Here is a 24398-nt window from a genome sequence, read left to right as displayed (position 1 = left end):
GCTTTCGGCCACATGCCACTGTTGCATCGCAACCGGGCAATCGTGCCCGGTCATGAGGGACACACGTTCAGGCCGATGACAGACTGGCATAATGCGGATTTCCGCGACCGTATCCGCAACAGTTTCAACCGGCAGGCCGCCATGGCGACGATCGGCGCCGAACTGACGCGGGTGGAGCAGGGGACGGTGGAGATCGAGCTGCCGTTCGACGAGAAACTGACGCAGCAGCACGGTTTCCTGCATGCCGGCATCATTTCGGCAGCGCTCGATGCGGCCGGTACCTATGCCGCCTATTCCGTCATCGATGCCGATGCCTCGATCCTGACCATCGAATTCAAGGTCAACCTGATGTCGCCAGGGCGGGGCGAGCGTTTCCTGTTTCGTGGCGAGGTGACCAAGCCCGGCACGACGATCATCGTTTCCGACGGGCGCGGCTATGCGATTTCCTCCGATGGTCCCGCCAAGCTCATTGCCTCGATGACCGGCACGATGATGGTGATCCGCGGCCGCGAAGGGATCGAAGGATGAGTTTCGAGCTGAAGCATGTGGCGAGCAAGACGCTGCTCTACGTCATGGCCGTCGATGCGGAATACGGCACGCATCTGCGCGCCCGGATTTCGCCGCTGATGACCGGCGTCGGACCGGTGGAGGCCGCCGTGGTGCTGACACGCACGCTAACTGAGCTGAACGGGCGCGAAAGCCTGCCGGATCTCGTCATCTCGCTCGGCTCGGCAGGTTCCGCCCGGCTGGAACAGGCGGAAGTCTATCAGGCAACCTCGGTCGGCTATCGCGACATGGACGCTTCGCCGCTCGGTTTCATCAAGGGTGCGACGCCGTTCCTCGACCTGCCCGTGACCGTTGATCTGCCGCTGGCCATCCCCGGCGTCAGGCAAGCCAGCCTTTCGACCGGCGCCAATATCGTCTCGGGCGCCACCTATGACACGATCGCCGCCGACATGGTGGAGATGGAAACCTTCGCTGTCTTACGCGCCTGCCAGTCCTTCGGCATTCCGCTGATCGGCCTGCGCGGCATTTCCGACGGCAAGGCGGAGCTGAAGCATATCGGCGACTGGACGGAATATCTGCATATCATCGACGAGAAGCTGGCCGCGGCCGTGGATGCGCTGGAAAAGGCGCTGGAAAGCGGCGATATCGCGCTCTGAGCGCGGGATATCAGCGGCAACTGAAATTGTCCGGGTGCAATGTAATCGTTGCGCTTGCGGCCGCCTTTATTTAAAGGCTCGGCAACAGTTCCCCATTAGATGATCCCAAGCCAACGGAAGCGCGTCATGACAGCGACAGTCCATCCCGATACCGTTCTCATCGTCGATTTCGGCAGCCAGGTCACCCAGCTGATCGCGCGCCGGGTACGCGAGACGGGCGTCTATTGCGAGATCGTTCCCTTCCAGTCGGCCGAAGAAGGCTTCAAGCGGCTGAACCCGAAGGCGATCATCCTGTCGGGCAGCCCGGCTTCGACGCTCGACATCGGCTCGCCGCGCGCGCCGCAGATCATCTTCGACAGCGGGCTTCCGGTTCTCGGCATCTGCTATGGCCAGCAGACCATGTGCGAACAGCTCGGCGGCAAGGTCGAGGCCGGTCACCACCGCGAATTCGGCCGCGCCTTCATCGAGATCGACAAGGACTGCGCTCTTTATGACGGCCTCTGGACCGTCGGCTCGCGCCACCAGGTGTGGATGAGCCATGGCGACCGCGTCACCGCCATACCCGAAGGCTTCGAGGTCGTCGCCACCTCGCCGAACGCACCCTTCGCCTTCATCGCCAACGAAGCCAAGCGCTTCTATGCCGTGCAGTTCCATCCTGAAGTCGTGCACACGCCGGATGGCGCCAAGCTGCTGGCCAATTTCGTTCACAAGATCGCCGGCCTGAAGGGCGACTGGTCGATGGCCGCCTATCGTGAAAAGGCCGTTGCGGAGATCCGCCGACAAGTAGGCGACAAGCGCGTCATCTGCGGCCTGTCGGGCGGCGTCGATTCGTCGGTCGCGGCTCTCCTGATCCACGAGGCGATCGGCGACCAGTTGACCTGCATCCTCGTCGACCACGGCCTGATGCGCAAGAACGAGGCGGCCGACGTCGTCGCCATGTTCAAGGAGCATTACAACCTGCATCTGGTTCATGTCGATGCTTCCGACCTGTTCATCAACGCGCTGGAAGGCGAGAGTGATCCGGAAACCAAGCGCAAGACGATCGGCCGCCTGTTCATCGACGTGTTCGAGGCAGAAGCCAAGAAGCTCGGCGGTGCCGATTTCCTCGCCCAGGGTACGCTCTATCCGGATGTGATCGAAAGCGTCTCCTTCACCGGCGGCCCCTCGGTCACCATCAAGTCACACCACAATGTCGGCGGCCTGCCTGCTCGCATGAACATGCAACTGGTCGAGCCGCTGCGCGAACTGTTCAAGGACGAGGTCCGCATCCTCGGCAAGGAACTCGGCCTGCCGGACAGCTTCATCGGCCGCCATCCCTTTCCTGGGCCTGGCCTTGCCATCCGCTGCCCGGGCGGCATCACCCGCGAAAAGCTGGAAATCCTGCGCGAGGCGGATGCCGTCTATCTCGACGAAATCCGCAAGGCCGGCCTCTACGATGCCATCTGGCAGGCCTTTGCCGTCCTGCTCCCGGTCCAGACAGTCGGCGTCATGGGCGATGGCCGCACCTACGAATTCGTCTGCGCGCTGCGCGCCGTCACCTCGGTCGACGGCATGACGGCGGATTTCTACCACTACGATATGGAATTCCTCGGCCGCGCCGCCACCCGCATCATCAACGAAGTCCGCGGCATCAACCGCGTCGTGTATGACGTGACGAGCAAGCCGCCGGGCACGATCGAGTGGGAGTGAGGGGCGGAGCCGGCCAGTTGTCTCCTTGAGCGGCTTTACATCGCTTAGGCGGGGGCACCGTCGGTAGCCGGCGGCGCAGCCTGTTCGCAATAGTCGATCAGTAACTCGGTCAATACCCGTATCTTGCGCGCGGGATGGCCTGGCGGGCGGATGACATAGACGCCTGCCGGTGGTGGCGGATGCTGTGTCATGATTGGCACCAGCGCTCCGGAGACCAAAGACTCCTGAGTGAGGCAATCGGGAAGGTATGCGATCCCCAGTCCTGCTTTTGCAGCGGCGACGAGTGCCGTGCCGTTATCTGCCTTGAAACGCCCCTGTGGGCGAACCGTTGTGATCTTGTCTCCATCCATGAACTGCCAGGCTTCGGTTCCTTGCATCAGAGCCTGATGGGCGGCGAGTTCGTCCGGCGTTTGTGGAGCGCCGTGCGCACGGATATAATCCGGACTGGCCACGAGCTTTCCTTCAATCGCGCCGACACGCCTTGCGATCAGGTTCGAGTCCTGAAGATAACCAAGCCGTATGGCGCAGTCATAGCCCTCCGCGATCAGATCAACAAAGCGATCGGCGTAACAGGCGTGGATGTGGAGCTGCGGGTGTTGTCGCGCCATTTCCGAGAGGACTGGAGCGAAGTGGGTCGGGCCGATGGAAAGAGGCATGGCAATACGCAAACGGCCGCGAAGCTCTCCCGCAGGCAGGATTGTTTCCCTGGCAATATCGATTTCAGCGCAGGCTTTCGCCGCATAGTCGCGGAATGTCGTGCCTGCCTCGGTAAGCGCTGCACCACGGGTATTCCGCGCGAGCAATTGTACACCGAGTTCCGTCTCAAGGCGCATCAGCCGCCGGCTGACGATTGACTTGGAGATACCAAGCCGTCGGGCGGCAGGAGAAACGCCTCCGGCATCAGCGACTTCCACGAATGTTCGCAACTCCTCGATATCCATTTGGTGTTCCCCATTGCGCGACACAGCGTGGCATTCTGGGATGCTACCGTATCCAAAACAGGAATGGCAATGTTCATCGCGACAGCGCGGCCGTCAGCGCATGTCTCCCGCAAAACCAGTGTCGCTTGCAGTGGCAGCAAAGGATGTAGCAATGACTTTCCGAAACGGTCTCGCCTCGCTTCTTCGTCCCGAAGACTCGGTCCTCGTTCTGATCGACCATCAGCCTTATCAACTCGCGAACGTGAACAGCCACGAACCGCAAATGGTGATCAACAATACGGCGGGCCTTGCGAAGGCTGCCAAGGCGTTCGGCGTCCCCACGATCCTGACCTCCGTGATCGCCGAGCGGGGCGGCCTGCTCTTTCCGCAGATCACGGATGTTTTCCCAGGTCAGGAGGTGATCGACCGGACGTTCATCAATACCTGGGAGGACCAGACGGTTGTGGATGCGGTGAAGGCGACTGGCCGCAAGCAACTGATTATCGCAGGTCTATGGACGGAGGTTTGTGTCGCGATGCCGGCTATACAGGCTGCGGGTGAAGGTTGGGATGTGACCGTCATCACCGACGCGTCCGGCGCCGTCTCGGTAGAGGCGCACGAGGTCGCGATCAAGCGCATGATCGCTGGCGGCGTGAACATGATGACCTGGTTGGCACTGGCGGCCGAATGGCAACGCGACTGGGCACGGCTTGATCAAGCCGTGGCACTGACGGAAGTCATCACGCAGCATGCCGGGGGTAGCGGCATTGCGTTTCTGTGGGAACAGCAGTTGCTTAATACGCCCGTGCCGGGCCACAAGGCCGGATGATTTGCTGCGAGATAGACGGAGTGGAGCGGCGGCCTGATTGCCGCCGTTCCACTCCAAATTTCTCAAGCCCCAAGCGTAACCAGCAGTTCTTCCAGCTGGTCGAACTGTTCGGGCGTGCATTCCATGCCGGAAATGGCTTCGTCGAGGGCTTCCTCGTTGGGGTAGAGTTCGTGCAGGGTGAGAAGCGTCCTGTCGCCCTTGTCCTCGAAGGTGACGGTGGTGAGCGCTGCGTCCGGGCTCTCCTCGTTCGTCCAGACGAGACGGGCGTTGGGAATGACTTCGAGATATTTTCCGAAGAATTCCATGGTGTTTTCAGCATCGTGGCCGAAGGCGACGCGGTAGCCGCCGCCGGTGCGGACATCCATGTCGCAGGAAAACATCGGCACGCCCGTGGATTTCGGCGCCCACCAGCGCATGAACAGCTCTGGCTTCGTCCAGGCCTCGTAGACAAGGCGCGCCGGGGCGTCGAAGAAGCGCGTCACGACCAGTTCCCGGTCCGATTTGCGTTCGACCTTCGTGCGCTGGTCCGTGAAGGTGGATCCTGCCTGATTTCTCTCATCCATTGGTCTTCTCCCTCCGTTTCATATCCTCAAGAACCGTATCCAGATCGTCGAAGCGCGCCGCCCAGAGCTGGCGGTAGCTTTCGATCCAGGCGGCTTCTTCCTCCAGCCGGCGCGCCCCGAGCCTGCAGGTCCGGACGCGGCCGATCTTTTCCGTTGTGACCAGCCCCGCCTGTTCGAGCACGACGACATGTTTCTTCATGCCTGTCAGCGTCATCTGGAACCTGTCGGCAAGCTCCGTGATCGAGGCCTCCGCCTGTCCGAGCTGTTCCAGCACGCCGCGTCTCGTGGCGTCGGACAGCGCCGCGAAGGCGGCATCGAGATTGGGTTGCGAATACTGAACCATTTGGTTCAGTGTATAGCGCAAGGGGTGACGGCGTGCAAGTGGGGCTGCCGCCTGTCTGGCAATCGGAAGCGACAAGCCGCCATCGGGATTATTTCAGCGGCAGGAACACCTCAGCAACCGCTTCATGTTCCGGCACTTCCGGAAAGAAGCTCAGCCGCTGGCAATAGAGCGGGAAATCGCGGGGTTCCTCGCCGCTCGCCGGCAGCCAGTCGCGGTAGAGGTAAAGAGCGGCCGGCTCGAGATTGTCGGTATTGCCGGTGACGCGCAACACGGCACAGCGGCCGCCGGGAATCTCGCCGGCCCGGACCGTATCGTCGCTCGCTGCGATCGGCTGGTTGGTGCCGACGCAGAGGTCGATGCTGTAATCGGCCGGCGAGGTGGGGCGGCGCTCAGAGCGCCAGACATTGAAGGTCGGGCTGGTGCTGGGGTGCAGGCCGGCGGCCTTGCGCCAGGCGATGAAGCGCTGGATGGTGGCGCCGAGGGTGGCCGGGTCGCCCCGATGCTCCATGATCGCTACCGGCGTGGCGGGCACGGTGCGGATGGTGACGTCGTCGGTGGTATGGATCTTGTGCATGCGCTTGCTCCTTGCTGTGTCGAGAGGCCCGAAGGCGGCAAGCCACGGCTCCCAATCGGGAGATTTCCGAAACGACGACGGCGATTGACCGAACCTTTGCCGAAAGGCGCGGGCGAAGGCATCGGGCGCCTCATAACCGGCATCCATCGCGATCTCCGTGACGCTTTCCTTGTCACGGTAGGCCAGCCGGTAGGATGCCCGCTTCATCCGGGCAAGCTGGATATACCGATGCACGGAGAGTCCGAAGGTCGCCGTGAACTGCCGGTGAAAATGAAACTTCGAGAAGGCCGCGACACCGCTCAGGCCATCGAGGTCGAGATCGCTGTCGAGATGCCGGTCGATATGGTCCAGAACCCGCTGCATCCGCTGATGATAGTTTTGAAGCGCCGTCGTCATTCCGTCCTGTCTCCGTGGCGGCTCAAACTAGGCGGACAAGCCGAGATGACGCTCGACCGATCTTGCGGTTTGCGCAAGTGACCGGCCTTGATGTCGTCCTTCCATCCTCTACCATTAAAAAATCTGCGGGCATGCTGTCGATTTGCGGGGAACCCGTTCGTCGTTGTCATGTCCGGTCGGTTTGACCGGCTTCAACAAGGAGGAAGACGATGCGTGTGATGGTTCTGGTGAAAGCGACCGAAGACAGTGAAAAAGGCTTTTTCCCGACGCCCGAAACCAACGAGATGATGAAGGCGATGGGCCGGTTCAACGACGAACTGGAAGCTGCCGGAATTCTTGTGACTGCCGATGGCCTGAAGCCTTCCTCCGCCGGCAAGCGGATTGCCTTCGATGGTCCCAATCGCAAGGTAATCGACGGCCCCTTTGCCGAGGCGCGCGAACTGGTCGCCGGCTTCTGGCTCTGGAACGTCAAGGACATGGACGAGGCGATCGCCTGGGTGAAGCGCTGTCCCAATCCGATGCCGGGGCCAAGCGAGATCGAAATCCGCCCGCTCTATGAAATGGCCGACCTGCAGTAGCGGTCGCGCATGCCGCCACCGGAGCTACAGCAGCAAAGATTGCTGCGCCGGTTCGGGCGGCCCCAGATGGACGCCCTCCAGCCCCAGCATGTGGACCTTGGCGGTGGCGCCGCCCGGGGCCGAGAAGCCGCCGACCTTGCCGCCGGCGGCCAAGACCCTGTGGCAGGGGATGATGAGCGGAACCGGGTTCTTCGCCATGGCCTGGCCGACATCGCGGGCGGCTTCAGGGCCGGCGCCGAGTTCCTTGGCGAGCGTGCCATAGGTGGTGGTGCGGCCCCAGCCGACGCGGCGCAGGGCGGCATAAATCCGCCGGAAGAAATCTTCCTGTCCTTCGAGATCAAGCTGGACGTCTGAAAAATCGATGGTCTCGCCATCGAAATAGCGCCTGACGGCAGCGATAATATCGGCAATCACCGGCGTTGGCTCGCCTCGTTCGGCGCTGGGCACGCGACGCAGTACATTGCGTTCGGTCGCCTCGGCGCTGCGGGTCGGCAACTGGAAGCGCGTGACGCCGACCTCGTTCCAGGCGATGCCGCACCAGCCGCCGGCCGTTTCGAAGATGTGATAGGTCTGGGCTCTCTCGGCCATGATTTTCTCCTTTCCTTCATTCCCGCCGGGCGGTCAGGCGGCGAGGCGCCGGTGATTTTTCTCGAGGTCGAGCAGATAGCGCTTGGCCTCCAGCCCGCCGGCAAAGCCGTGCAACTGGCCGTCCGAGCCGATCGCCCGATGACAGGGCACGACGATCGACACCGGATTGCGCCCATTGGCGGCGCCCATGGCACGGAACGCCTTCGGGTTGCCGATCTGGCGGGCAATCTCGGCATAGGTCCGTGTCTCGCCATAGGGGATCGTCAACAATGCCTGCCAGGCCGCCCGCTGGAAATCCGTGCCGTCGAGATCGAGCTTTATGGAAAAGCTGGTCCGGCTGCCGTCGAAATATTGCTGCAGCTGCCACTCGGTCTCCTTGAGAACCGGGTGGTCGCGATCCTCGATGGAAGGGCCAAGCCGCACTCGCTTCGGATCGTCGTTCTCCCACAGGATCGCCGCCAGGCCGTCGCCGCGCGCGACGAGCGTGAGCCGGCCGACCGGCGAGGAGATTGTCTTTGTAACGTTCATCATGGCCTGATTTTCGGTCAGTTTTCGCGCGAAAGCCACCCGATTCTTGCGCTTTTCGCGCCGGAAACATGCGGAAATATCGATCCGGAAAGCGGTGCTATGGGTGGGACGGCTGTTTCGGGATGGACATCCGTCGTAGGAATAAGTTCATATCGTTCTTGTTTTGTTCTTGATCGAAAATCAGACTCGCGTATACTGGCGCCATCCAGAAAGAGATGAGGTTTGCCATGCTTGAAACAGCCGGGAATGACGTCGTGCGCGCCGATCAGCAGTCGTTCGCGTTCGGGAATGGAGGGGCGGGAATGCGGCCGCGCAACAGGCGTGTCGGGGATTTCGGGGCGAGCAATCTCTTCCTCGCCCTCATGCCGGAGCGCGATGTGGCCATGCGCGCGGTAGATATCGGCCGCGATACTGTCCGTCGTCATGATCTGTCAAGTGTGCCGCGCCCGCAGGACATCATGCATGTGTCGCTGAACGGCGTGGGCCGGTATAACGGCGTTCCGGAAGAGACTGTCTTTGCCGTTTCGGCGGCGATGTCGACGATCAGGGCGATGCCGTTCGAGGTGACCTTCGACCGGGTGTCCTATTTCTCCGGGCCGAATGCCGTGGTGCTGACCAATCCCGTGCGTAGCGAGGAGATGATGGATCTGCATGTGCAGATCGCCAAGGAAATGTGGGCGGTCGGCCTGACCTTCACATACAATCCGCGCTTCTTGCCGCATATGACGCTGGTTTATGACGACAAGCCCATTCCGGAACAGCTGCTCGCCGAACCCGTCATCTGGACCGCCCGCGAATTCGTCCTTGTCCGCAGCATCATCGGCAAGAGCCGATACGAATTTCTCGACCGCTGGCCGCTTCTGGGAGAATAACAAACAGGGGAATTGCCGTTCTGTTTTTCCGAACGGCAATTCCGGATTTATCCGGCTAGTCCGAACCCGTCCAGTGTGCGAGCTTGCGGTCATCAGGCAGCCAGCCCGGCCGCCGCAAGGACAGGAAATTCTCATGTTCCGCTCGTTGATTGCCAGTGCCGTCATCGCCTTTTCCTCCCCGGCTTTCGCTGCCGGCGTTCCCCAATATCCTGCAGAATTCACGACGCAGGAGATCGCCACCAACGGCACGACGCTGCATGTGCGCATCGGCGGCAAAGGCCCGGCTGTCACGCTGTTGCATGGTTATGGTGAGACTGGCGATATGTGGGTGCCGCTGGCAACCGACCTTGCACGCGATCATACGGTGATCGTGCCGGACCTGCGCGGCATGGGCCTGTCGGCAAAGCCGGACAAGGGTTACGACAAGAAAACGCAAGGCCAGGATATTGCCGGCGTGCTGAAAGCGTTGAATGTCGAAAAGACCGATGTCGTCACCCATGATATCGGCAACATGGTCGGTTACGCCTTCGTTGCCCAGTATCCGCAGGAGGTCGGCAAGTTTGTGCTGATGGATGCGCCGATCCCCGGTGTCGGCCCTTGGGAGCAGATCCTCAAGCATCCGCTGCTGTGGCATTTTCATTTCGGTGGCCCGGACATGGAGCGCCTGGTCGCCGGCCGCGAGCGCATCTATCTCGATCGTTTCTGGAATGAATTCTCGGCCGATCCGAAAAAGTGGGACGAGGACGCGCGTGAACATTACGCAGCCCTCTATGCGCAGCCCGGCGCCATGCATGCCGGCTTTGCCCAGTTCCTGGCTTTCGACCAAGATGCTGTCGACAACACCGAGCTTCTGGCAAGGGGCAAGCTGACCATGCCGGTTCTTGCGATCGGAGGCGAGAAGTCGTTCGGATCGACCATGGCCGTCGTCGCCCGCGCCGCCGCCGACAATGTCACCGAAGTGGTGATCCCGGCCTCCGGCCACTGGCTGATGGAGGAACAGCCCGAGGCTTCCGTCAAGGCGATCCGAACCTTTCTCGACGCCAAGTAAATGTAAGCGGGAGATTGGATCGGCGCGCGAACTACCCGCGCGCCGTTTCCGTTCGTGGCGATGCCGTTGGGCCGCGCCGTGATTTTTGGCGTCTTGCGCAAGCCGGTCCGAAGCCGCATAAGCGCCCGAAACGGGAGACGCAGGCGTATGGATATTTCCGACATCATCATCGAGGGCGATACGATCGGCGCGGCCTGGCGGCTGCCGGTGATCCGATTCAACGGCAGCGATGATGCCGCGCCGAAGGTCTATCTGCAGGCGGCACTGCACGCCAATGAACTGCCCGGCACGGCGCTTCTGCATTTTCTCTGCGAATACCTGCGCAAGGCCGAGGCTGAGGGGGCGATTCGGGGCGACATCACCGTCGTGCCACAGGCCAATCCGATCGGCACGGCGCAGGCGCATTTCGGCGAGCCTCAGGGCCGCTTCGATCTCGGTTCGCGCACCAACTTCAACCGCGAGTTTCCACTGGTGTCGCTGGGCGAGCGCGAGACGCTGATCGCGGATCTCGACCGTTACACGGCGGTGGACCGGCTGAAGCGGCAGTTACTGCACATGGCGCTCGGCGCCGATCTGGTGCTCGACCTGCACTGCGATGACGAATCCCTGCAATATGCCTATATCGACGAGGCCTTCTGGCCGGAGGCCGCCGAGCTCGCCGCCGCCCTCGACATGGCCGTGGTGTTCCTGGCGGACGGCGAAAGCTCAGCCTTCGAGGAAGCTGTCGGTTATGCCTGGAAATACGAGACCGGCGAAAAGGTCACCCGGCTGCCCGGCCGCATGTCGACGACGCTGGAACTGCGCGGCACACGCGACGTCTATCCGGACGTGGCGCGGAAGGATGCTGAGGGATTGTTCAATTTCCTCGTCGCCCGTGGTGTCGTCGCTGGCGATGGCAAACCGCTTGCCGCATTTGCAGGACCCGCGACGCCGCTCGACAATATCGAGATGATCCGTGCGCCGCTGTCGGGAACCGTGTTGTTCCATCGCAATATCGGCGACCGGGTCGAGGCTGGCGATCTTCTCGCGACAATCATTACCGCGCCGGGAACCGAAGGCGGCATGCTCGATCTGCATGCGCCGCAGGCCGGGCTGATTGCCACTCGCACCTCGCAGCGCTTTGCCCGCCGCCGCGACAACCTGATGAAGATCGCCTGCGCGGAAAAGACCAAGGCTGCCCGCAAACCTGGAACGCTGGAGGCTTGAGGTTTTTCCGCTGGGCGTTGCTCTCTAGCGTGTGAGCAGGGTTATCGTATAGGGAAAAGTCCCCTCCCCAACCCCTCCCCACAAGGGGGAGGGGCTTAATTTGCCGCTCTGTCCGAGGCTGAAAACTGCAGGTGGCGGCTGGGTCTTTTCCCCTTGTGGGGGAGATGGCGGGCAGGCGAGATTTGTCTTTCTTCAAATGCGATAGCTCTGGACGCGCACCTTTCGGTGCCCGCCCATCCGCCTGAAGGCACAGGGTTCTCGCGAGAATAGCGGGGACAATCGCCGGGCGCCGGGTTCTGTCATAATCCCTTTATGAACTTGCGGTCTTTAGCCGCTGCGGCGACGCGGGATTGGCCTGAGAGCCATCCGGCCGAAACGTTGCGGTGGAGAAAGCCCATGCCCGTCTATGATCTTGCCGTTGTCGGCGCCGGTATCGTCGGCCTCGCTCATGCCTATGCGGCGGCCAGGCGCGGCAAGTCGGTCGTGGTCATTGATCGGGACGCGCAGGCCAATGGCGCATCGGTGCGCAATTTCGGCTTCGTCACCGTGACCGGGCAGGGTGCCGGCGATTGCTGGACCATGGCACGCCGGGCGCGCGATATCTGGGCGGAAACGGTGGAGCAGGCCGGCATCGCCGTGGTTCAGCGCGGCATGGTGCTGGCGACGCGGCTGGAAGAATCCGAAGCAGTGATCGACGCCTTCCTCCGCACCGAGATGGGTGAGGGTTGCGCGCGGATCACCGCCACCGAGGCACAGGCATTCGTTCCCTGCCTGCGACCGGCGGCGGCCCGCGTTTCGCTCCATAGCCCGTACGAAATCCGTGTCGAATCCCGCACCGCCATTCCCCTGCTGGCGCGTTTTCTTGCCGAACATCACGGTGTGACCTTCCTGCGAAACACAGCCGTCATCGCCGTCGAGCCGCCGCGCGTGGAAACGGCGCGCGGCGTGATCGAGGCTGAGACGGTCGTCGTCTGCCCCGGCGACGATTTCACCGGCCTGTTTGCCGACCGTATCGCCACCTATGGCGTTACCCGCTGCAAGCTGCAGATGCTGCGGCTGCGCCCGGCCAGCCCTGTTCATTTCAAAACCGCTGTCATGTCCGATCTCGGTCTCGGCCGCTATCTCGGTTATGCCGAATTGCCGGAAGCGGGAGCGCTGAAGAAGAGGCTGGACGCGGATCTGAAGGCCGAACGCGACAACGGAATCCATCTGATCGTCACGCAATCGGCGGATGGATCGCTTGTTGTCGGCGACAGCCATCACTACGCGGCGACGCCCGATCCCTTCGCGTCGGACGCGATCGACGACCTTATTCTCGCCGAGTTCGATCGCGTGCTCGACATGCCCGGCCCGTCGATTGCGGAGCGCTGGCTTGGAACCTATGCCTCGGCGCCGGATCGCTGGCGCTTTACCGACAGACCGTCCGATTCGGTGCGTATCGTGGTCGTTACCGCCGGCTGCGGCGCCTCGACAGCCTTCGGTATCGGCGAAGAGACCATCAACGAACTCTATGGGAGTGTCGCATGAGCAAGTTCAAGGCCGTGGTGTTTGACTGGGCCGGCACCGTCATCGATTTCGGATCCTTCGCGCCGATGGGTGCGTTCGTCGAGACCTTTGCGAAATTCGGCGTCGAGGTTACCATCGCCGATGCCCGCAAGCCGATGGGCCTGCCCAAGCGCGCCCATATCAGCGCCATGCTGGCGGAACCGCATATCGCCGAGCGCTGGGCTGCGGCGCAGGGGAAAGCGCCCGACGAAAGCGCCATTGACCAAGTCTATGCGCTGTTCGTACCGCTCAACGAAGAGGTCGTCGCCGATTACTGCACGCTCATTCCAGGCACGCTCGAAACCGTCGCCTATCTGCGCGCCAAGGGCCTGACGATCGGCTCGACCACCGGCTACACCCGCTCGATCATGGAGCGCGTCCTGCCGATTGCCGAAAGCCAGGGTTACGCCCCCGACAACCTGATCTGCGCCGACGACCTGCCGCTCGGCCGACCGACGCCGATCGGTATGTACAAGTGCTTCCTCGACCTGATGGTCTATCCGGCCGGCGCGGTGATCAAGGTGGATGACACGGAGCCGGGCATCGCCGAAGGCGTTGCGGCCGGCTGCATCACGGTCGGCGTGACCTTGTCTGGCAACGAGGCCGGGCTGACGCCGGACGCGCTGGCAGCCCTGTCGCCCACCGAGCGTTCGGCCCTGCATGAAACGATCGGCGCGAGGCTCAAGGCCGCCGGCGCGGATCATATCATCGAGACGGTGGCCGACCTGCCGCGGTTGATCGACATGCTGGAGCGCTGAGCGCCGTATTTTCAGCCTCTTCGCTTCATGCTATCCCGCTTCGCCTGCAGCGAAGGGATGGCATGAAGCATGAGCGTGACGATCTACGGCATCAAGAATTGCGACACGATGAAGAAGGCGCGGACCTGGCTGGACGCGCATGGCGTCGCCTATGATTTCCACGATTACAAGGCCTCCGGCGTCGACCGTGCCGATCTCGAGCGCTGGGTAGCGGCCTTGGGCTGGGAGACAGTGCTCAACCGCGCCGGCACGACATTCCGCGCCCTTGCCGATACCGACAAGCAAGACCTCAACGCCGAGAAGGCCATCGCCCTGATGCTCGCCCAGCCCTCGATGATCAAGCGGCCGATCCTCAATCGCGACGGCCAGTTCATCGCCGGGTTCAAGCCGGAGATTTACGAGCGGTTCCTGGAGGGCTGAAACCATGTCTAAAAGCACGCGGGCAACGCTTGCGCTGACCAAGGCCGGGGCGGCGTTTACGGTTCACAGCTATGACTACGATCCGTCCGCCGACCGGATAGGAATGGCGGCGGCAGAAGCCTTGGGCGAGGAACCGCAGCGCGTGCTGAAGACATTGATGGCAGAGGTGGATGGCAAGCCGGTCTGTGTGGTCGTTCCCTCCGATCGCGAGGTCAGCATGAAGAAGCTGGCGGCCGCCTTTCATGGCAAATCGGCCAATATGATGAAGCCGGCGGAGGCCGAGCGGCTGACGGGCTATCATGTCGGCGGCATAAGCCCGTTCGGACAGAAGAAGCAGGTACCCACTGCGATCGAAGAGGCGGCGCTGGCCGAGGCATTGGTTTACATCAACGGCGGCCAGCGCGGATTGCAGGTGCGGCTGGCGCCGAACGATGCCCGCAAGGCCCTGAATGCTGTCGCGGCCTCGCTGATCGCGTAAATTCTGTTATGCGGTTGTATTAAATTCACGATACACTTCATCATCGCTTGGTGGGGGAGTGCGGACATGAAGGTTGCATCAACCAATGTAGATCGCTGGGACGCCGTCGGTGTTCAGGACGTCGGCGACGCTGCCCGCCGAGCCGCGCATCGGAAACGCGCTCTGCCGTCTTCGGTCAAGCGCTTTCGGTTCCTCACCGCCGATGGCCAGACCGCGACGGCACTGGAACAGGAAGCCCTCCTCGGCATCAACGATCTGGTGGAAGCCAGTTTTCTCGAGCGTTGCCGTCTCGTGATGGATTGCATCGGCCGTCTGCGGTTCCCAACGCCACGCGGACGCTCTTTCGCTACCGGATTTCTGGTCGCGCCCGGCCTTGTCATGACGAACCACCACGTATTTCCCGACGAACAGTCGGCTCGTGGCGCTTCGCTGGAATTCGGCTATCGATACGACATTGCCGGTGCCTTGCCGGCCTTCTCGGAGGAATTCTCCCTCGATCCTGCAGCCTTCTTCGTCTCAAACAAGGCATTGGATTTCGCTATCGTGGCGGTCGCGCCGCGTTCGAGCAGCAATGCCGAGATCGGCGCACGGGGTTATCTTCGTCTCATCGCGGAAAGCGGCAAGGCGGAGCAGGGGGATTTCGTCAGCATCATCCAGCATCCGGACGGAGCGCCAATGCAGATCGCGCTTCGCGAGAATGAGGTGATCCGCGCCGATCCTGCCGATGACTTCCTGTTGTATCGGGCCGATACCGCTCATGGGTCCTCCGGTGCGCCTGTGTTCAACGACAGCTTCCAGATCGTCGCACTGCATTCCTCTGGCCGCATCCTGCGCAACGAACAGCAACTCTACGCCAAGGTGGACGGGACATGGGTTGCAAGTCTGGAAGGGCTGGAGGAATCCGATGTCATCTGGGAAGCCAATTCCGGTTTCCGTGTCAGCCGCATCTGCAAGGCCCTTCCGCCGCTCGCTGAAGCGCGTTCGCCCCGTCATGCGGCGCTGATTGCTCAATCCATGCAAGGCGGCGATGTGCTGGCAAAGGCCGTCGAGCGTGCCAAATCCGGCGTGAACGAGCAGGAAGTCAAAGAGGAAAACCGGTCAATCGACATGGTCACAAGCAAAGGGAAAACCGACATGCCCAATACTCCGCCAGTCAGTTCGAACGAGTTTGTCATTCCCCTGCAGATCCGGATCAGCGTGGAAATGGCCGGCATGCCGGCCGCAGCCCAATCTACCGTCCCTAACAACGCAGCAACCGGCGGATTGGAAGCCGAACGCTTCGAAATGCGCATACCCTTCATCTACGGCGGATTGCCGGATCGCCCGGGGTTCGTGCCCGCTTTTCTGGAGGGTGACGGTGCGGGCGACGCGCCAATGCCGACGCTGACCGACGCGGGGAAGGCAGTCTGCGCACCACTTCTCGATGGTTCGGGCAACGAGCTTCGGTACCGGCACTTCTCGGTCTGGATGCAGAAGGACCGCCGTCTCGCGCTTTTCACCGCCGCCAATGTCGACTGGCGCGCGCGCAAGAGATTTGTCGATGGCCGCAGCACCGACCGCAAGAGCCTTGCCGGATTTCCGCCGGGTGAAAATATTGCCGAGCAATGGGCAAACGACGATCGCATTGCCGCCGAGCATCAGCTTCCGGATACGTTCTATACTCAGGATCGTGGCGCTTTCGACAAGGGACACCTGACCCGGCGCGACGACGTCTGCTGGGGTGGAAACTTCGAGGAAATTCAGATGGCGAACGGCGACACTTTTCACGTCACCAATTGCTCGCCACAGACGAAGGCTTTCAATCAAGGCCCGGCCGGACAGGACAACTGGGGCGATCTCGAAACCCATATCCAGAAGGCAACGAAGGAAGATGTCGAACGTGCGATCACCTTCGCCGGCCCGATATTCGGGGCCGATGATCGCTGGTTCTCCGGACAGACGGACGACGGACCGCTTCGGGTACAGATTCCCACCCGCTACTGGAAGATCGTGCTTGTTCGCAAGGACGGCGCGTATCAGGCCTATGGCTTTGTTTTGAAACAAGATGTCGCGAGAATTACCGAAGCGGAATTCTATGTGACCGAGGAATGGATCGGCGCGTTGACCCGACTTTCGGACCTGCAGGCCCTGTTGCGCGGCTGGATCTCGCTTGAAGCTCTGATACCGTTCGACCGGTATGACGATGCGCGACCGGCCCTGATCGGGTGAAGCCGAAAGACCTTCTGTTTTGCCTCAAAGCCCACTAGAATCATATCCTCGTGAAAAAGCCAGCAGGATATGCGATGACCTTCCATTCCCCCGCCCATCAAGCCGTCGATCCCGTCAAACTCGACAAGTTCGCCGAAGTCGCCGTCAAGATCGGGTTGCATCTGCAGCGCGGGCAGGATTTGCTGATCACTGCGCCGGTCGCGGCGATGCCGCTGGTGCGGCTGATCACCAAACATGCCTATATCGCCGGCGCCGGTCTGGTGACGACCTTCTATTCCGACGAGGAAACGACGCTGGCGCGCTATGCCCACGCGCCGGACGAAAGCTTCGACCGGGCGACCGGCTGGCTCTACGATGGCATGGCCAAAGCTTTCGGCGCGAACACCGCCCGGCTCGCTATTTCCGGCGACAATCCGATGATGCTGGCAAACCAGGACCCGGCCAAGGTGGCGCGCGCCAACAAGGCCCTGTCAATGGCCTACAAGCCGGCGCTGGAGAAGATTTCCAACTTCGACATCAACTGGAACATCGTCTCCTATCCGAACCCGGCCTGGGCCAAGCAGATGTTCCCCGATGACCCCGAGATCGTCGCCATCGAAAAGCTTGCCAATGCGATCTTCTCCGCCTCGCGCGTCGATGTCGCCGATCCGATCGCCGCTTGGGCCGAGCACAATGCCAATCTCGCCAAGCGGTCGTCCTGGCTGAACGGCGAGCGCTTCTCGGCGCTGCATTTCACCGGACCGGGCACGGACCTGACGGTGGGGCTGGCCGATGGCCATGAATGGCATGGCGGTGCTTCGACCGCGAAGAACGGCATCACCTGCAATCCGAACATTCCCACCGAGGAAGTCTTCACCACGCCGCATGCGCTGCGCGTCGAAGGCCATGTGTCGAGCACCAAGCCGCTGTCCGATCAGGGCACGCTGATCGACAATATCCAGGTGCGTTTCGAGGGCGGCCGGATCGTCGAGGCCAAGGCTTCGAAAGGCGAGGAAGTGCTGAACAAGGTGCTGGATACGGACGAGGGCGCACGGCGCCTCGGCGAAGTGGCGCTGGTGCCACATTCCTCGCCGATCTCTGCCAGCGGCGTTTTGTTCTACAACACGCTGTTTGACGAGAATGCCTCCTGCCATATCGCGCTCGGCCAATGCTATTCGAAATGCTTCCTCGACGGCGCTTCGCTCAGCCAGGAACAGATCAAGGCGCAGGGCGGCAATTCCAGCCTAATCCATATCGATTGGATGATCGGTTCCGGCGCGGTCGATATCGACGGCGTGCGCGCCGATGGCGCCATGGTTCCGGTCATGCGCAAGGGCGAATGGGCCTGATATCTTGAGATATCCCACGATCATATAGTCGTGGGGATGAGGCTTAAGGCACGGCCGCGGCAGGTGCCGGGGAGCGCGGCGCCATCTGTGCCCACTGCCCGAGCCAGACACTGGCCAGGACCGAGACAACGCCGATGATCTGCAGCGGCGACAGGCTCTGACCGAGCACGCCCCAGCCGAGAAGGGTGGCGACGAGCGGGCTGAGGAAGCCGAGCGGCGCCGCGACTGTTGGGCCGATCCGCGCGAGGCCGCGAAACCACAAGATATAGGTAAAGGCCGCGCCGATCAGGCCGAGCCAGGCCATGCCGAGGATGTTCGCCACGGTCGGCACCGGTGGGGCGGGTTCCAGGAGTAGAGCGACGGGAAGCAGCAGCAATCCGCCGGCCGTCAGTTGCCAGGCGGTCACGGTCAGGGTCGAGACGGGCGGTGCCCATCGTCGTGTCAGCACTGTGCCGAACGCCATGGATACAGCGCCGGCGAGACCGGCAAGGATACCGATCGGGTCCAGCGCCGCGCTCGGCGTCAGCACCAACAGGCCAACCCCCGCCATGCCGATCAGGGCCGCGACGATAGCCAGCGGCTTGACCGGCGTTCCGATCAGCGACCGCGCCAGCAGCACGACGATCAGCGGCTGGATCGCGCCGACGGTCGCGGCAACGCCGCCCGGCAGGCGATAGGCGGAGATGAACAGCATGGCCCAGAAAAACGAGAAATTCAGTGCGCCGAGAATGAAGCTGCGCCGCCACCAGATGCCGAAGGGCAGTTGCCGGACGAGAAGCAGCAAGATGAGGCCGGCAGGCAGCGCGCGCAGCATGGCAACGGTGAGCGGGTAACCGGGCGGCAGAAACTCGGTGGTGACGAGATAGGTGCTGCCCCAGATGGCGGGTGCAATGGCGGTCAGCGCGATATCGCCGGCGGAGGAATTTATCTTCATGTGAAGTATCTCGATTTCAAGATAATTCGAGCATAGAACTGATTGTCTTGACGTCAAGATGAATTCTGCCTACCACCGACCGTATGGATGAAGATCACGTCGACAGGATTCTGGGACAATGGCGCCGCGAGCGGCCGGACCTCGATGTAGAGCCGATGGGCCTGCTCGGGCGGATGGCGCGGCTGAACACCTATCTCGGCCGGGAGGTGGAGAAGACTTTCCTGTCGCTCGGGCTGACATCCGCCAGCTTCGACGTGCTGGCGACCTTGCGGCGCTCGGGCAAGCCCTACCTGCTGTCGCCGGGTGACCTCTTGGCGACGATGATGATCACCTCCGGCACGATGACCAACCGGATCGACCAGCTGGAAAAGGCGGGTCTTGTCGAGCGGCTGACCAATCTGGAAGACCGCCGCAGCGTGCTGATCGCGCTGAAGCCGGAAGGACTGGAACTGGTGGAACACGCCGTCACCGCCCATGTCGCCAACCAGCACCGGCTGACGGCGCTTCTCGATCCGGACGAGCGGAAGGCGCTGGACGCTATTGTGAAGAAATATCTGGCGGCATTTGAATAAGCCTCAGCAGGCGAGATCAGCGACCACCGAATCCAGGATCAGCATGCCGGCCGGCGTGCAGCGAAGGCGGGAATTGCCGAGGCGTTCGATGAAGCCGTGCTCGATCAGGAACTGTTCGCGTTCCGGATCCGGTTCGCGGCCGGACAGGTCCTGCCAGCGGACGAGATCGATGCCTTCCTTAAGGCGAAGGCCCATCAGCAGCAGTTCGTCGGCCTGTTCGTCATAGCCCAGCACTTCCTGGTCGACCATGCCGTGGCCGTGTTCCTCGACCAGTTGCAGCCAGGCTTCCGGCTTGCGCTCGGTGGCGGTGGCGATCTTGTTGCGGCCGCGGGTGATGCGGCCATGGGCGCCGGGGCCGATGCCGGCATAGTCGCCATAGCGCCAATAGGTCAGGTTATGGCGGCTCTCGGCGCCGGGGGCGGCATGGTTGGAAACCTCATAGGCCGGCATGCCGAAGCCTTCGGTGATCTCCTGTGTCGCCTCGTAGAGCACCGCCGAATGCTCGCCATCCGGCACGATCAGCTTGCCCGCCTTGTGCAGGCCGTAGAAGGGCGTGCCTTCCTCGATCGTCAATTGATAGAGCGACAAGTGATCGACGGCATAGGAGACGGCCTGGTTCAGCTCCTGTTCCCATTCCTCGACCGTCTGGTTGGGGCGGGCATAGATGAGATCGAACGACATGCGCGGGAAGATGTCGCGCGCCAGGCCGATCGCCTTCAGCGCATCCTCGACATTGTGCAGCCGGCCGAGGAATTTCAGATCGCGGTCGTTCAGTGCCTGCACGCCGAGCGAAACGCGGTTGACGCCAGCGGCGCGATAGCCCCGGAAGCGGGTGGCTTCGACGCTGGAGGGATTGGCCTCCATGGTGATCTCGATACCGTCGGGCACATGCCAGAGATTGGCGATGCCGTCGAGGATCGCCTCGACGGTTGCCGGGTTCATCAGCGACGGCGTGCCGCCGCCCATGAAGATGCTGGTGACGGTGCGCGGCCCAGACATATGCCGCATCGCCGCCATTTCGGTGAGGAAGGCGCTGACGAAACGCGGCTGGTCGACCGGCTGGTGGCGGACATGGCTGTTGAAATCGCAATAGGGACACTTGGCGGCACAGAAGGGCCAGTGGACATAGACTCCGAAACCGGGGTCCCTGTTGTCGCTGATCGAGGAGAGGCTGGCCATTCTGTCTTGGTCTTTCAGGCGCGCGTGGCGCGGGGTCGTCGGGTCGTGTTGACTGCTATTTAAAGATTAAGGACGCGAAAGGCTATCCCATCGCAGATGCGGCTTGCTTGAGCCTCGCGACGGTTGAAATCCTCTGCGATATTCTCTTCTCCCCAGCGGGGAGAAGGTGGCCGAAGGCCGGATGAGGGGGCCGAAGGTCACTCTTCGACTATGCCGTGCGCGACGGCTTGCGCCGTCGCCCCCTCATCGCCTCTTTTCACTCGGCACTTCTCCCCGCTGGGGAGAAGAGGGATCACGCGCCGTTTTCAAGCGCTCAAACACGTCTCGGCAAAAATCTTAAACGCCCGTGCGCGGTGCGACAGCGCCTTTTCGTCGCCGGGCTTCCACCCATGCTTTTCCTCGGCGCTCATCTCGCCGAAGGTGACCTCGTAGCCGAGCGGCTGGAAGACCGGGTCGTAGCCGAAGCCTTGGGTGCCGCGCGGTGGCCAGACGATGTGGCCTTCGACCTCGCCCCGAAACAGTTCGACATGGCCATCCGGCCAGGCAAGGCACAGGACCGAGACGAAGCGGCCGGTGCGGCGGTCGAAGGCGGTGGCGCCGGCTTCCTGAATGGCGGTCTCGACCTTTTCCATCGCCATGGCGAAATCACGGGTGCCGTCGACGGTTTCCGCCCAGTTGGCGGTGTAGACGCCGGGGTCGCCGTTCAGCGCATCAACGACGAGGCCGGAATCATCCGACAGGGCGGGAAGACCGGATGCCTTTGCCGAGGCCAGCGCCTTGATCGTCGCGTTTTCCTCAAACGTCGTGCCGGTTTCGTCCGGTTCTTCGAAATCGAGGTCGGCGGCGGATTTCGCCTGGAAACCGAGCGGGCCGATCAGGTCGCGGATTTCGCGGATCTTGCCGGCATTGTGGCTGGCAACGATGATGGTCTTGTCTTCGAGCTTGCGCATGCGTGTCTCTCTCAATCAATGGCCCAGAGGCCGGGTTCGGCGCATTCCAGGCTGTTGCCGGCGGGGTCGCGGAAATAGAAGGAGCGGGCACCCGTCGGCCAGCGGATATCAGCCTCGATCGGGATGCCGGCGGAGGTGAGTTTCTCGATCCAGCCGTCGAGCTTGTCAGCCGCAACGCGGAAGCAGGCGTGGCCGTTGCCCTTGGTGCCGTGGGGCGGCACGGGCAGCGCGCCCTCATGCGGTGGCTTGACCGTCTCCTCCGGATTGAAAATCAGCAGGACACTCAGGCCGCAGCGGAAGAAGACATGGCGATTGCCGGCGCGGGTGATCTTCTGCAGACCGAGGACGGTGCCGTAGAATTGCTCGGCGGCATCGAGGTCGTCGGCGTAGAGGGCGGTTTCGAGAATGCCTTCGAGCGGTTCAGCCATGGCACGGGCCTCCCGAATGGTCAGGTTCCTCTTCTCCCCGGCGGGGAGAAGTGCCGAGCGAATGCGAGGCGATGAGGGGGGCTTCGGCGAAGCCGAAGCCAAGCGCCAAATCCGCAAGGTGGCCTTCGGCCCCCCTCATCCGGCCTTCGGCCACCTTCTCCCCGCTGGGGAGAAGAGGACGCAAGCAGCAAACTCGGTCGTCCCCTCGACCCGTGTGCGGGGAGAGGGTTAGGGTGAGGGGCAATCCTGTGAGGGGCGCCGACTGCACGATCGCGAACGTCCTCAGCCAGCCACCGTCTGCTTTTGCATTTCCACCAGTTCGGCGATGCCGTTCTTGGCGAGACCGAGCAGGGTGCCGAACTCTTCTTCCGTGAACGGCTTGCCTTCCGCCGTGCCCTGGATCTCGACGATGCCGCCGGAGCCGGTGATGACGAAGTTGGCGTCGGTTTCGGCGGAGGAATCCTCAAGGTAGTCGAGATCGATGACCGGCTGGTTGGCGAAGATGCCGCAGGAAATGGCGGCGATATTGTCCTTCAGGACCTTCTCGACCTTGATCATGTTGCGGGCTTCCATCCATTTCAGGCAGTCGTGCAGCGCCACCCAGGCGCCGGTGATCGAAGCCGTGCGCGTGCCGCCATCCGCCTGGATGACGTCGCAGTCGATCGAGATCTGGCGTTCGCCGAGCGCCTGCAGGTCGACGACAGCACGCAGCGAACGGCCGATGAGGCGCTGGATTTCCTGGGTGCGGCCGCTCTGCTTGCCGGATGCCGCTTCGCGTTTCATGCGCTCGCCGGTGGCGCGCGGCAGCATGCCGTATTCGGCGGTAACCCAGCCCTTGCCGCTGTTGCGCAGCCATGGCGGCGTCTTGTCTTCCAGGCTCGCCGTCACCAGAACGTGCGTGTCGCCGAACTTGACGAGGCAGGAGCCTTCCGCATGCTTGGAAACATTGCGCTCGAAGGTAACCTTGCGCATCTGATCGGTTTTTCTGCCGGAAGGCCGCATCATGAACTCCTGTGATGTTTGTCAGCCTTCTATCCCAACTTGCGTGGAAGGGAAATCATTTGCTCCAAAAGAGTGATGAGGCGGCAAAAGGCGCGGGAGTGCGGGCTTTGCGGGCAATTTCCCTTTTGCTATCCGGGCCGGGATCACTATATTTCAAGAGACTTCAACAACATGGGTTCTTGCGTTCGAAATGGTGCTGGACAAATCTGCAATGCGGGACAGGCTTTCGGCGCTCGATGAGCGATCAGGCGAAATCTTCCGTCGCATCGTGGAAAGTTATCTCGAAAGCGGCGAGCCACTCGGATCCCGCAATCTTTCGCGTATCCTGCCGATGTCGCTGTCGCCCGCTTCCGTGCGCAATGTGATGAGCGATCTCGAGGATCTCGGCCTGATCTATTCGCCGCATATCAGCGCCGGCCGGCTGCCGACGCAGGTGGGCCTGCGCTTCTTCGTCGATGCCTTCATGCAGGTGGGCGATCTCTCGCCGGAAGACCGCGCCTCGATCGACCGGCATGTGCGCCGCGCCGACCGCGACCAGCCAGTCGAAACCTTGCTCAACGATGCCAGCCAGATGTTGTCGGGCATGTCGCGCGGGGCAGGGCTCGTCATTACCGCCAAGAACGATCCCGTGCTGCGTCATGTCGAATTCGTGCGTCTGGCGCCGACCAAGGCGCTGGCCGTGCTGGTCGGCGAACACGACCAGGTGGAAAACCGCATCATCGAGCTGCCGGCCGGCGTCAGCAGTTCACAATTGACGGAAGCCGCCAATTTCCTCAACGCCCATCTCGCCGGCCAGACGCTGCCCGAGGTGCGCGGTCAGCTGGAAAAGGTCAAGGAGACCGTTCGGCGCGAACTCGACACGCTGAGCCAGGATCTGGTCGAGCGCGGGCTTGCCATCTGGTCGGGCAGCGAGGCGGACGACAAGCCGACGCGGCTGATCGTGCGCGGCCGCGCCAATCTTTTGGAAGGGCTAGCCGGCGCCGAGGATGTCGACCGGCTGCGCATGCTGTTCGACGATCTGGAAAAGAAGGACAGCTTGATCGAAATCCTCAACCTTGCCGAAAGCGGGCCGGGCGTGCGCATCTTCATCGGCTCGGAAAACAAGCTCTTCTCGCTGTCCGGTTCCTCGCTGATCGTCGCGCCCTACAAGGACAGCGACGACAAGATCGTCGGCGCCGTCGGCGTCATCGGGCCGACACGGCTGAACTATTCCCGCATCGTGCCGATGGTGGACTATACGGCGCAACTGATGTCGCGTCTTTCACGGTAGACTGGGGTGGAAAGCCCGGTTTTTCCGGC

Annotated in this window: 27 protein-coding genes; 16 read left to right on the top strand and 11 right to left on the bottom strand. The window is 62.3% G+C overall.

The window, feature by feature from the left end:
• Nucleotides 1-75 precede the first annotated feature (75 nt).
• The 3 genes from ASG68_RS04555 to guaA all read left to right on the top strand — a co-directional run bounded on the left by ASG68_RS04555 (nucleotide 76) and on the right by guaA (nucleotide 2852).
• A complete protein-coding gene (locus ASG68_RS04555; protein WP_062582752.1) occupies nucleotides 76-528 on the top strand; it encodes a PaaI family thioesterase in 453 nt (150 codons plus the stop codon).
• A complete protein-coding gene (locus ASG68_RS04550) occupies nucleotides 525-1163 on the top strand; it encodes a 5'-methylthioadenosine/S-adenosylhomocysteine nucleosidase (RefSeq protein WP_062582754.1) in 639 nt (212 codons plus the stop codon). The genes ASG68_RS04555 and ASG68_RS04550 overlap by 4 nt, the downstream gene beginning before the upstream one ends.
• 126 nt (nucleotides 1164-1289) lie before the next feature.
• Nucleotides 1290-2852, top strand: a complete 1563-nt coding sequence (gene guaA, locus ASG68_RS04545) for a glutamine-hydrolyzing GMP synthase (RefSeq protein ID WP_062582756.1) — start codon at nucleotides 1290-1292, stop codon at nucleotides 2850-2852.
• Nucleotides 2853-2896: 44 nt separating this feature from the next.
• Here the strand turns inward: guaA and ASG68_RS04540 are convergent, their stop codons facing one another.
• Nucleotides 2897-3793, bottom strand: a complete 897-nt coding sequence (locus ASG68_RS04540) for a LysR family transcriptional regulator (protein WP_062582758.1) — start codon at nucleotides 3791-3793, stop codon at nucleotides 2897-2899.
• A 151-nt stretch (nucleotides 3794-3944) separates the two neighbouring features.
• Between ASG68_RS04540 and ASG68_RS04535 the strand changes: the two genes are divergently transcribed.
• Complete coding sequence (locus ASG68_RS04535; RefSeq protein WP_062582760.1) at nucleotides 3945-4601, top strand: hydrolase; 657 nt, start codon at nucleotides 3945-3947, stop codon at nucleotides 4599-4601.
• Nucleotides 4602-4663: 62 nt separating this feature from the next.
• Here the strand turns inward: ASG68_RS04535 and ASG68_RS04530 are convergent, their stop codons facing one another.
• The 3 genes from ASG68_RS04530 to ASG68_RS04520 form a co-directional block, all read right to left on the bottom strand.
• Nucleotides 4664-5164 (bottom strand): SRPBCC family protein, encoded by a 501-nt coding sequence (locus ASG68_RS04530; RefSeq protein ID WP_062582761.1) that lies wholly within the window; start codon nucleotides 5162-5164, stop codon nucleotides 4664-4666.
• The gene (locus ASG68_RS04525) at nucleotides 5157-5507 is read right to left on the bottom strand and encodes an ArsR/SmtB family transcription factor (RefSeq protein ID WP_062582763.1); all 351 of its coding nucleotides are present in this window, start codon (nucleotides 5505-5507) and stop codon (nucleotides 5157-5159) included. The genes ASG68_RS04530 and ASG68_RS04525 overlap by 8 nt, the downstream gene beginning before the upstream one ends.
• A gap of 88 nt (nucleotides 5508-5595) precedes the next feature.
• The gene (locus ASG68_RS04520; RefSeq protein ID WP_062582765.1) at nucleotides 5596-6477 is read right to left on the bottom strand and encodes an AraC family transcriptional regulator; all 882 of its coding nucleotides are present in this window, start codon (nucleotides 6475-6477) and stop codon (nucleotides 5596-5598) included.
• 209 nt (nucleotides 6478-6686) lie between these two features.
• On the opposite strand from ASG68_RS04520, the gene ASG68_RS04515 reads away from it, so the two are divergent.
• The gene (locus ASG68_RS04515; protein ID WP_062582766.1) at nucleotides 6687-7055 is read left to right on the top strand and encodes a YciI family protein; all 369 of its coding nucleotides are present in this window, start codon (nucleotides 6687-6689) and stop codon (nucleotides 7053-7055) included.
• A 24-nt stretch (nucleotides 7056-7079) separates the two neighbouring features.
• Here the strand turns inward: ASG68_RS04515 and ASG68_RS04510 are convergent, their stop codons facing one another.
• Together ASG68_RS04510 and ASG68_RS04505 are read right to left on the bottom strand one after the other, a co-directional pair.
• Entirely contained in the window at nucleotides 7080-7643 is a 564-nt protein-coding gene (locus ASG68_RS04510; RefSeq protein WP_062582768.1) for a methylated-DNA--[protein]-cysteine S-methyltransferase, read from the bottom strand.
• 33 nt (nucleotides 7644-7676) lie between these two features.
• Nucleotides 7677-8174, bottom strand: coding sequence for a methylated-DNA--[protein]-cysteine S-methyltransferase (locus ASG68_RS04505; protein WP_062583655.1), 498 nt, complete (start codon nucleotides 8172-8174; stop codon nucleotides 7677-7679).
• Nucleotides 8175-8398: 224 nt separating this feature from the next.
• On the opposite strand from ASG68_RS04505, the gene ASG68_RS04500 reads away from it, so the two are divergent.
• The 9 genes from ASG68_RS04500 to ASG68_RS04460 all read left to right on the top strand — a co-directional run bounded on the left by ASG68_RS04500 (nucleotide 8399) and on the right by ASG68_RS04460 (nucleotide 18034).
• The gene (locus ASG68_RS04500) at nucleotides 8399-9043 is read left to right on the top strand and encodes a 2'-5' RNA ligase family protein (RefSeq protein ID WP_062603458.1); all 645 of its coding nucleotides are present in this window, start codon (nucleotides 8399-8401) and stop codon (nucleotides 9041-9043) included.
• Nucleotides 9044-9176: 133 nt separating this feature from the next.
• Complete coding sequence (locus ASG68_RS04495; RefSeq protein ID WP_062582771.1) at nucleotides 9177-10091, top strand: alpha/beta fold hydrolase; 915 nt, start codon at nucleotides 9177-9179, stop codon at nucleotides 10089-10091.
• Between the two features lie 147 nt (nucleotides 10092-10238).
• Nucleotides 10239-11297 (top strand): succinylglutamate desuccinylase/aspartoacylase family protein, encoded by a 1059-nt coding sequence (locus ASG68_RS04490; protein WP_062582773.1) that lies wholly within the window; start codon nucleotides 10239-10241, stop codon nucleotides 11295-11297.
• Between the two features lie 396 nt (nucleotides 11298-11693).
• Nucleotides 11694-12824 carry a TIGR03364 family FAD-dependent oxidoreductase gene (locus tag ASG68_RS04485; RefSeq protein ID WP_062582775.1) on the top strand — a complete coding sequence of 377 codons (1131 nt, stop codon included), beginning with the start codon at nucleotides 11694-11696 and terminating at the stop codon, nucleotides 12822-12824.
• Nucleotides 12821-13600, top strand: a complete 780-nt coding sequence (gene phnX, locus ASG68_RS04480; protein WP_062582777.1) for a phosphonoacetaldehyde hydrolase — start codon at nucleotides 12821-12823, stop codon at nucleotides 13598-13600. Before ASG68_RS04485 ends, phnX begins: the two co-directional genes overlap by 4 nt.
• 69 nt (nucleotides 13601-13669) lie before the next feature.
• Nucleotides 13670-14020 (top strand): ArsC family reductase, encoded by a 351-nt coding sequence (locus tag ASG68_RS04475; protein ID WP_062582779.1) that lies wholly within the window; start codon nucleotides 13670-13672, stop codon nucleotides 14018-14020.
• A 4-nt stretch (nucleotides 14021-14024) separates the two neighbouring features.
• Nucleotides 14025-14498 carry a Cys-tRNA(Pro) deacylase gene (gene ybaK / locus ASG68_RS04470; RefSeq protein ID WP_062582782.1) on the top strand — a complete coding sequence of 158 codons (474 nt, stop codon included), beginning with the start codon at nucleotides 14025-14027 and terminating at the stop codon, nucleotides 14496-14498.
• A gap of 66 nt (nucleotides 14499-14564) precedes the next feature.
• Nucleotides 14565-16706, top strand: coding sequence for a DNA/RNA non-specific endonuclease (locus ASG68_RS04465; RefSeq protein ID WP_062582784.1), 2142 nt, complete (start codon nucleotides 14565-14567; stop codon nucleotides 16704-16706).
• 74 nt (nucleotides 16707-16780) lie between these two features.
• Nucleotides 16781-18034, top strand: a complete 1254-nt coding sequence (locus ASG68_RS04460) for an aminopeptidase (RefSeq protein WP_062582787.1) — start codon at nucleotides 16781-16783, stop codon at nucleotides 18032-18034.
• Nucleotides 18035-18077: 43 nt separating this feature from the next.
• On the opposite strand, the gene ASG68_RS04455 is transcribed toward ASG68_RS04460, so the two are convergent.
• Complete coding sequence (locus ASG68_RS04455) at nucleotides 18078-18968, bottom strand: EamA family transporter (RefSeq protein ID WP_062582789.1); 891 nt, start codon at nucleotides 18966-18968, stop codon at nucleotides 18078-18080.
• Between the two features lie 83 nt (nucleotides 18969-19051).
• Here ASG68_RS04455 and ASG68_RS04450 point away from each other — a divergent pair, with 83 nt between their 5' ends.
• Nucleotides 19052-19540: a MarR family winged helix-turn-helix transcriptional regulator gene (locus ASG68_RS04450; RefSeq protein ID WP_062582791.1), complete on the top strand. Its 489-nt coding sequence runs from the start codon at nucleotides 19052-19054 to the stop codon at nucleotides 19538-19540.
• 3 nt (nucleotides 19541-19543) lie between these two features.
• On the opposite strand, the gene hemW is transcribed toward ASG68_RS04450, so the two are convergent.
• From hemW to rph, 4 genes are all read right to left on the bottom strand, one after another.
• Nucleotides 19544-20719, bottom strand: a complete 1176-nt coding sequence (hemW, locus tag ASG68_RS04445) for a radical SAM family heme chaperone HemW (protein ID WP_062582794.1) — start codon at nucleotides 20717-20719, stop codon at nucleotides 19544-19546.
• 305 nt (nucleotides 20720-21024) lie between these two features.
• Nucleotides 21025-21669 carry an RdgB/HAM1 family non-canonical purine NTP pyrophosphatase gene (rdgB, locus tag ASG68_RS04440; protein WP_062582795.1) on the bottom strand — a complete coding sequence of 215 codons (645 nt, stop codon included), beginning with the start codon at nucleotides 21667-21669 and terminating at the stop codon, nucleotides 21025-21027.
• A gap of 11 nt (nucleotides 21670-21680) precedes the next feature.
• A complete protein-coding gene (locus tag ASG68_RS04435) occupies nucleotides 21681-22097 on the bottom strand; it encodes a VOC family protein (RefSeq protein WP_062582796.1) in 417 nt (138 codons plus the stop codon).
• 282 nt (nucleotides 22098-22379) lie between these two features.
• Nucleotides 22380-23099, bottom strand: coding sequence for a ribonuclease PH (gene rph, locus ASG68_RS04425; RefSeq protein WP_062583656.1), 720 nt, complete (start codon nucleotides 23097-23099; stop codon nucleotides 22380-22382).
• Nucleotides 23100-23310: 211 nt separating this feature from the next.
• Here rph and hrcA point away from each other — a divergent pair, with 211 nt between their 5' ends.
• Nucleotides 23311-24369 (top strand): heat-inducible transcriptional repressor HrcA, encoded by a 1059-nt coding sequence (hrcA, locus tag ASG68_RS04420; RefSeq protein WP_413813983.1) that lies wholly within the window; start codon nucleotides 23311-23313, stop codon nucleotides 24367-24369.
• Nucleotides 24370-24398: the final 29 nt, after the last annotated feature.

The sequence above is a fragment of the Rhizobium sp. Leaf453 genome (genome assembly GCF_001425605.1).
Lineage (GTDB): Bacteria > Pseudomonadota > Alphaproteobacteria > Rhizobiales > Rhizobiaceae > Pararhizobium.
This window is presented reverse-complemented; position numbering and strand designations above follow the sequence as displayed.

What these genes read in the sequence shown, in the direction of transcription:
- ASG68_RS04555 (WP_062582752.1), top strand. Translation starts at nt 76, where the DNA reads ATGACAGACTGGCATAATGCGGATTTCCGCGACCGTATCCGCAACAGT.
- ASG68_RS04550 (WP_062582754.1), top strand. Translation starts at nt 525, where the DNA reads ATGAGTTTCGAGCTGAAGCATGTGGCGAGCAAGACGCTGCTCTACGTC.
- guaA (WP_062582756.1), top strand. Translation starts at nt 1,290, where the DNA reads ATGACAGCGACAGTCCATCCCGATACCGTTCTCATCGTCGATTTCGGC.
- ASG68_RS04540 (WP_062582758.1), bottom strand. Translation starts at nt 3,793, where the DNA reads ATGGATATCGAGGAGTTGCGAACATTCGTGGAAGTCGCTGATGCCGGA.
- ASG68_RS04535 (WP_062582760.1), top strand. Translation starts at nt 3,945, where the DNA reads ATGACTTTCCGAAACGGTCTCGCCTCGCTTCTTCGTCCCGAAGACTCG.
- ASG68_RS04530 (WP_062582761.1), bottom strand. Translation starts at nt 5,164, where the DNA reads ATGGATGAGAGAAATCAGGCAGGATCCACCTTCACGGACCAGCGCACG.
- ASG68_RS04525 (WP_062582763.1), bottom strand. Translation starts at nt 5,507, where the DNA reads ATGGTTCAGTATTCGCAACCCAATCTCGATGCCGCCTTCGCGGCGCTG.
- ASG68_RS04520 (WP_062582765.1), bottom strand. Translation starts at nt 6,477, where the DNA reads ATGACGACGGCGCTTCAAAACTATCATCAGCGGATGCAGCGGGTTCTG.
- ASG68_RS04515 (WP_062582766.1), top strand. Translation starts at nt 6,687, where the DNA reads ATGCGTGTGATGGTTCTGGTGAAAGCGACCGAAGACAGTGAAAAAGGC.
- ASG68_RS04510 (WP_062582768.1), bottom strand. Translation starts at nt 7,643, where the DNA reads ATGGCCGAGAGAGCCCAGACCTATCACATCTTCGAAACGGCCGGCGGC.
- ASG68_RS04505 (WP_062583655.1), bottom strand. Translation starts at nt 8,174, where the DNA reads ATGATGAACGTTACAAAGACAATCTCCTCGCCGGTCGGCCGGCTCACG.
- ASG68_RS04500 (WP_062603458.1), top strand. Translation starts at nt 8,399, where the DNA reads ATGCTTGAAACAGCCGGGAATGACGTCGTGCGCGCCGATCAGCAGTCG.
- ASG68_RS04495 (WP_062582771.1), top strand. Translation starts at nt 9,177, where the DNA reads ATGTTCCGCTCGTTGATTGCCAGTGCCGTCATCGCCTTTTCCTCCCCG.
- ASG68_RS04490 (WP_062582773.1), top strand. Translation starts at nt 10,239, where the DNA reads ATGGATATTTCCGACATCATCATCGAGGGCGATACGATCGGCGCGGCC.
- ASG68_RS04485 (WP_062582775.1), top strand. Translation starts at nt 11,694, where the DNA reads ATGCCCGTCTATGATCTTGCCGTTGTCGGCGCCGGTATCGTCGGCCTC.
- phnX (WP_062582777.1), top strand. Translation starts at nt 12,821, where the DNA reads ATGAGCAAGTTCAAGGCCGTGGTGTTTGACTGGGCCGGCACCGTCATC.
- ASG68_RS04475 (WP_062582779.1), top strand. Translation starts at nt 13,670, where the DNA reads ATGAGCGTGACGATCTACGGCATCAAGAATTGCGACACGATGAAGAAG.
- ybaK (WP_062582782.1), top strand. Translation starts at nt 14,025, where the DNA reads ATGTCTAAAAGCACGCGGGCAACGCTTGCGCTGACCAAGGCCGGGGCG.
- ASG68_RS04465 (WP_062582784.1), top strand. Translation starts at nt 14,565, where the DNA reads ATGAAGGTTGCATCAACCAATGTAGATCGCTGGGACGCCGTCGGTGTT.
- ASG68_RS04460 (WP_062582787.1), top strand. Translation starts at nt 16,781, where the DNA reads ATGACCTTCCATTCCCCCGCCCATCAAGCCGTCGATCCCGTCAAACTC.
- ASG68_RS04455 (WP_062582789.1), bottom strand. Translation starts at nt 18,968, where the DNA reads ATGAAGATAAATTCCTCCGCCGGCGATATCGCGCTGACCGCCATTGCA.
- ASG68_RS04450 (WP_062582791.1), top strand. Translation starts at nt 19,052, where the DNA reads ATGGATGAAGATCACGTCGACAGGATTCTGGGACAATGGCGCCGCGAG.
- hemW (WP_062582794.1), bottom strand. Translation starts at nt 20,719, where the DNA reads ATGGCCAGCCTCTCCTCGATCAGCGACAACAGGGACCCCGGTTTCGGA.
- rdgB (WP_062582795.1), bottom strand. Translation starts at nt 21,669, where the DNA reads ATGCGCAAGCTCGAAGACAAGACCATCATCGTTGCCAGCCACAATGCC.
- ASG68_RS04435 (WP_062582796.1), bottom strand. Translation starts at nt 22,097, where the DNA reads ATGGCTGAACCGCTCGAAGGCATTCTCGAAACCGCCCTCTACGCCGAC.
- rph (WP_062583656.1), bottom strand. Translation starts at nt 23,099, where the DNA reads ATGCGGCCTTCCGGCAGAAAAACCGATCAGATGCGCAAGGTTACCTTC.
- hrcA (WP_413813983.1), top strand. Translation starts at nt 23,311, where the DNA reads ATGCGGGACAGGCTTTCGGCGCTCGATGAGCGATCAGGCGAAATCTTC.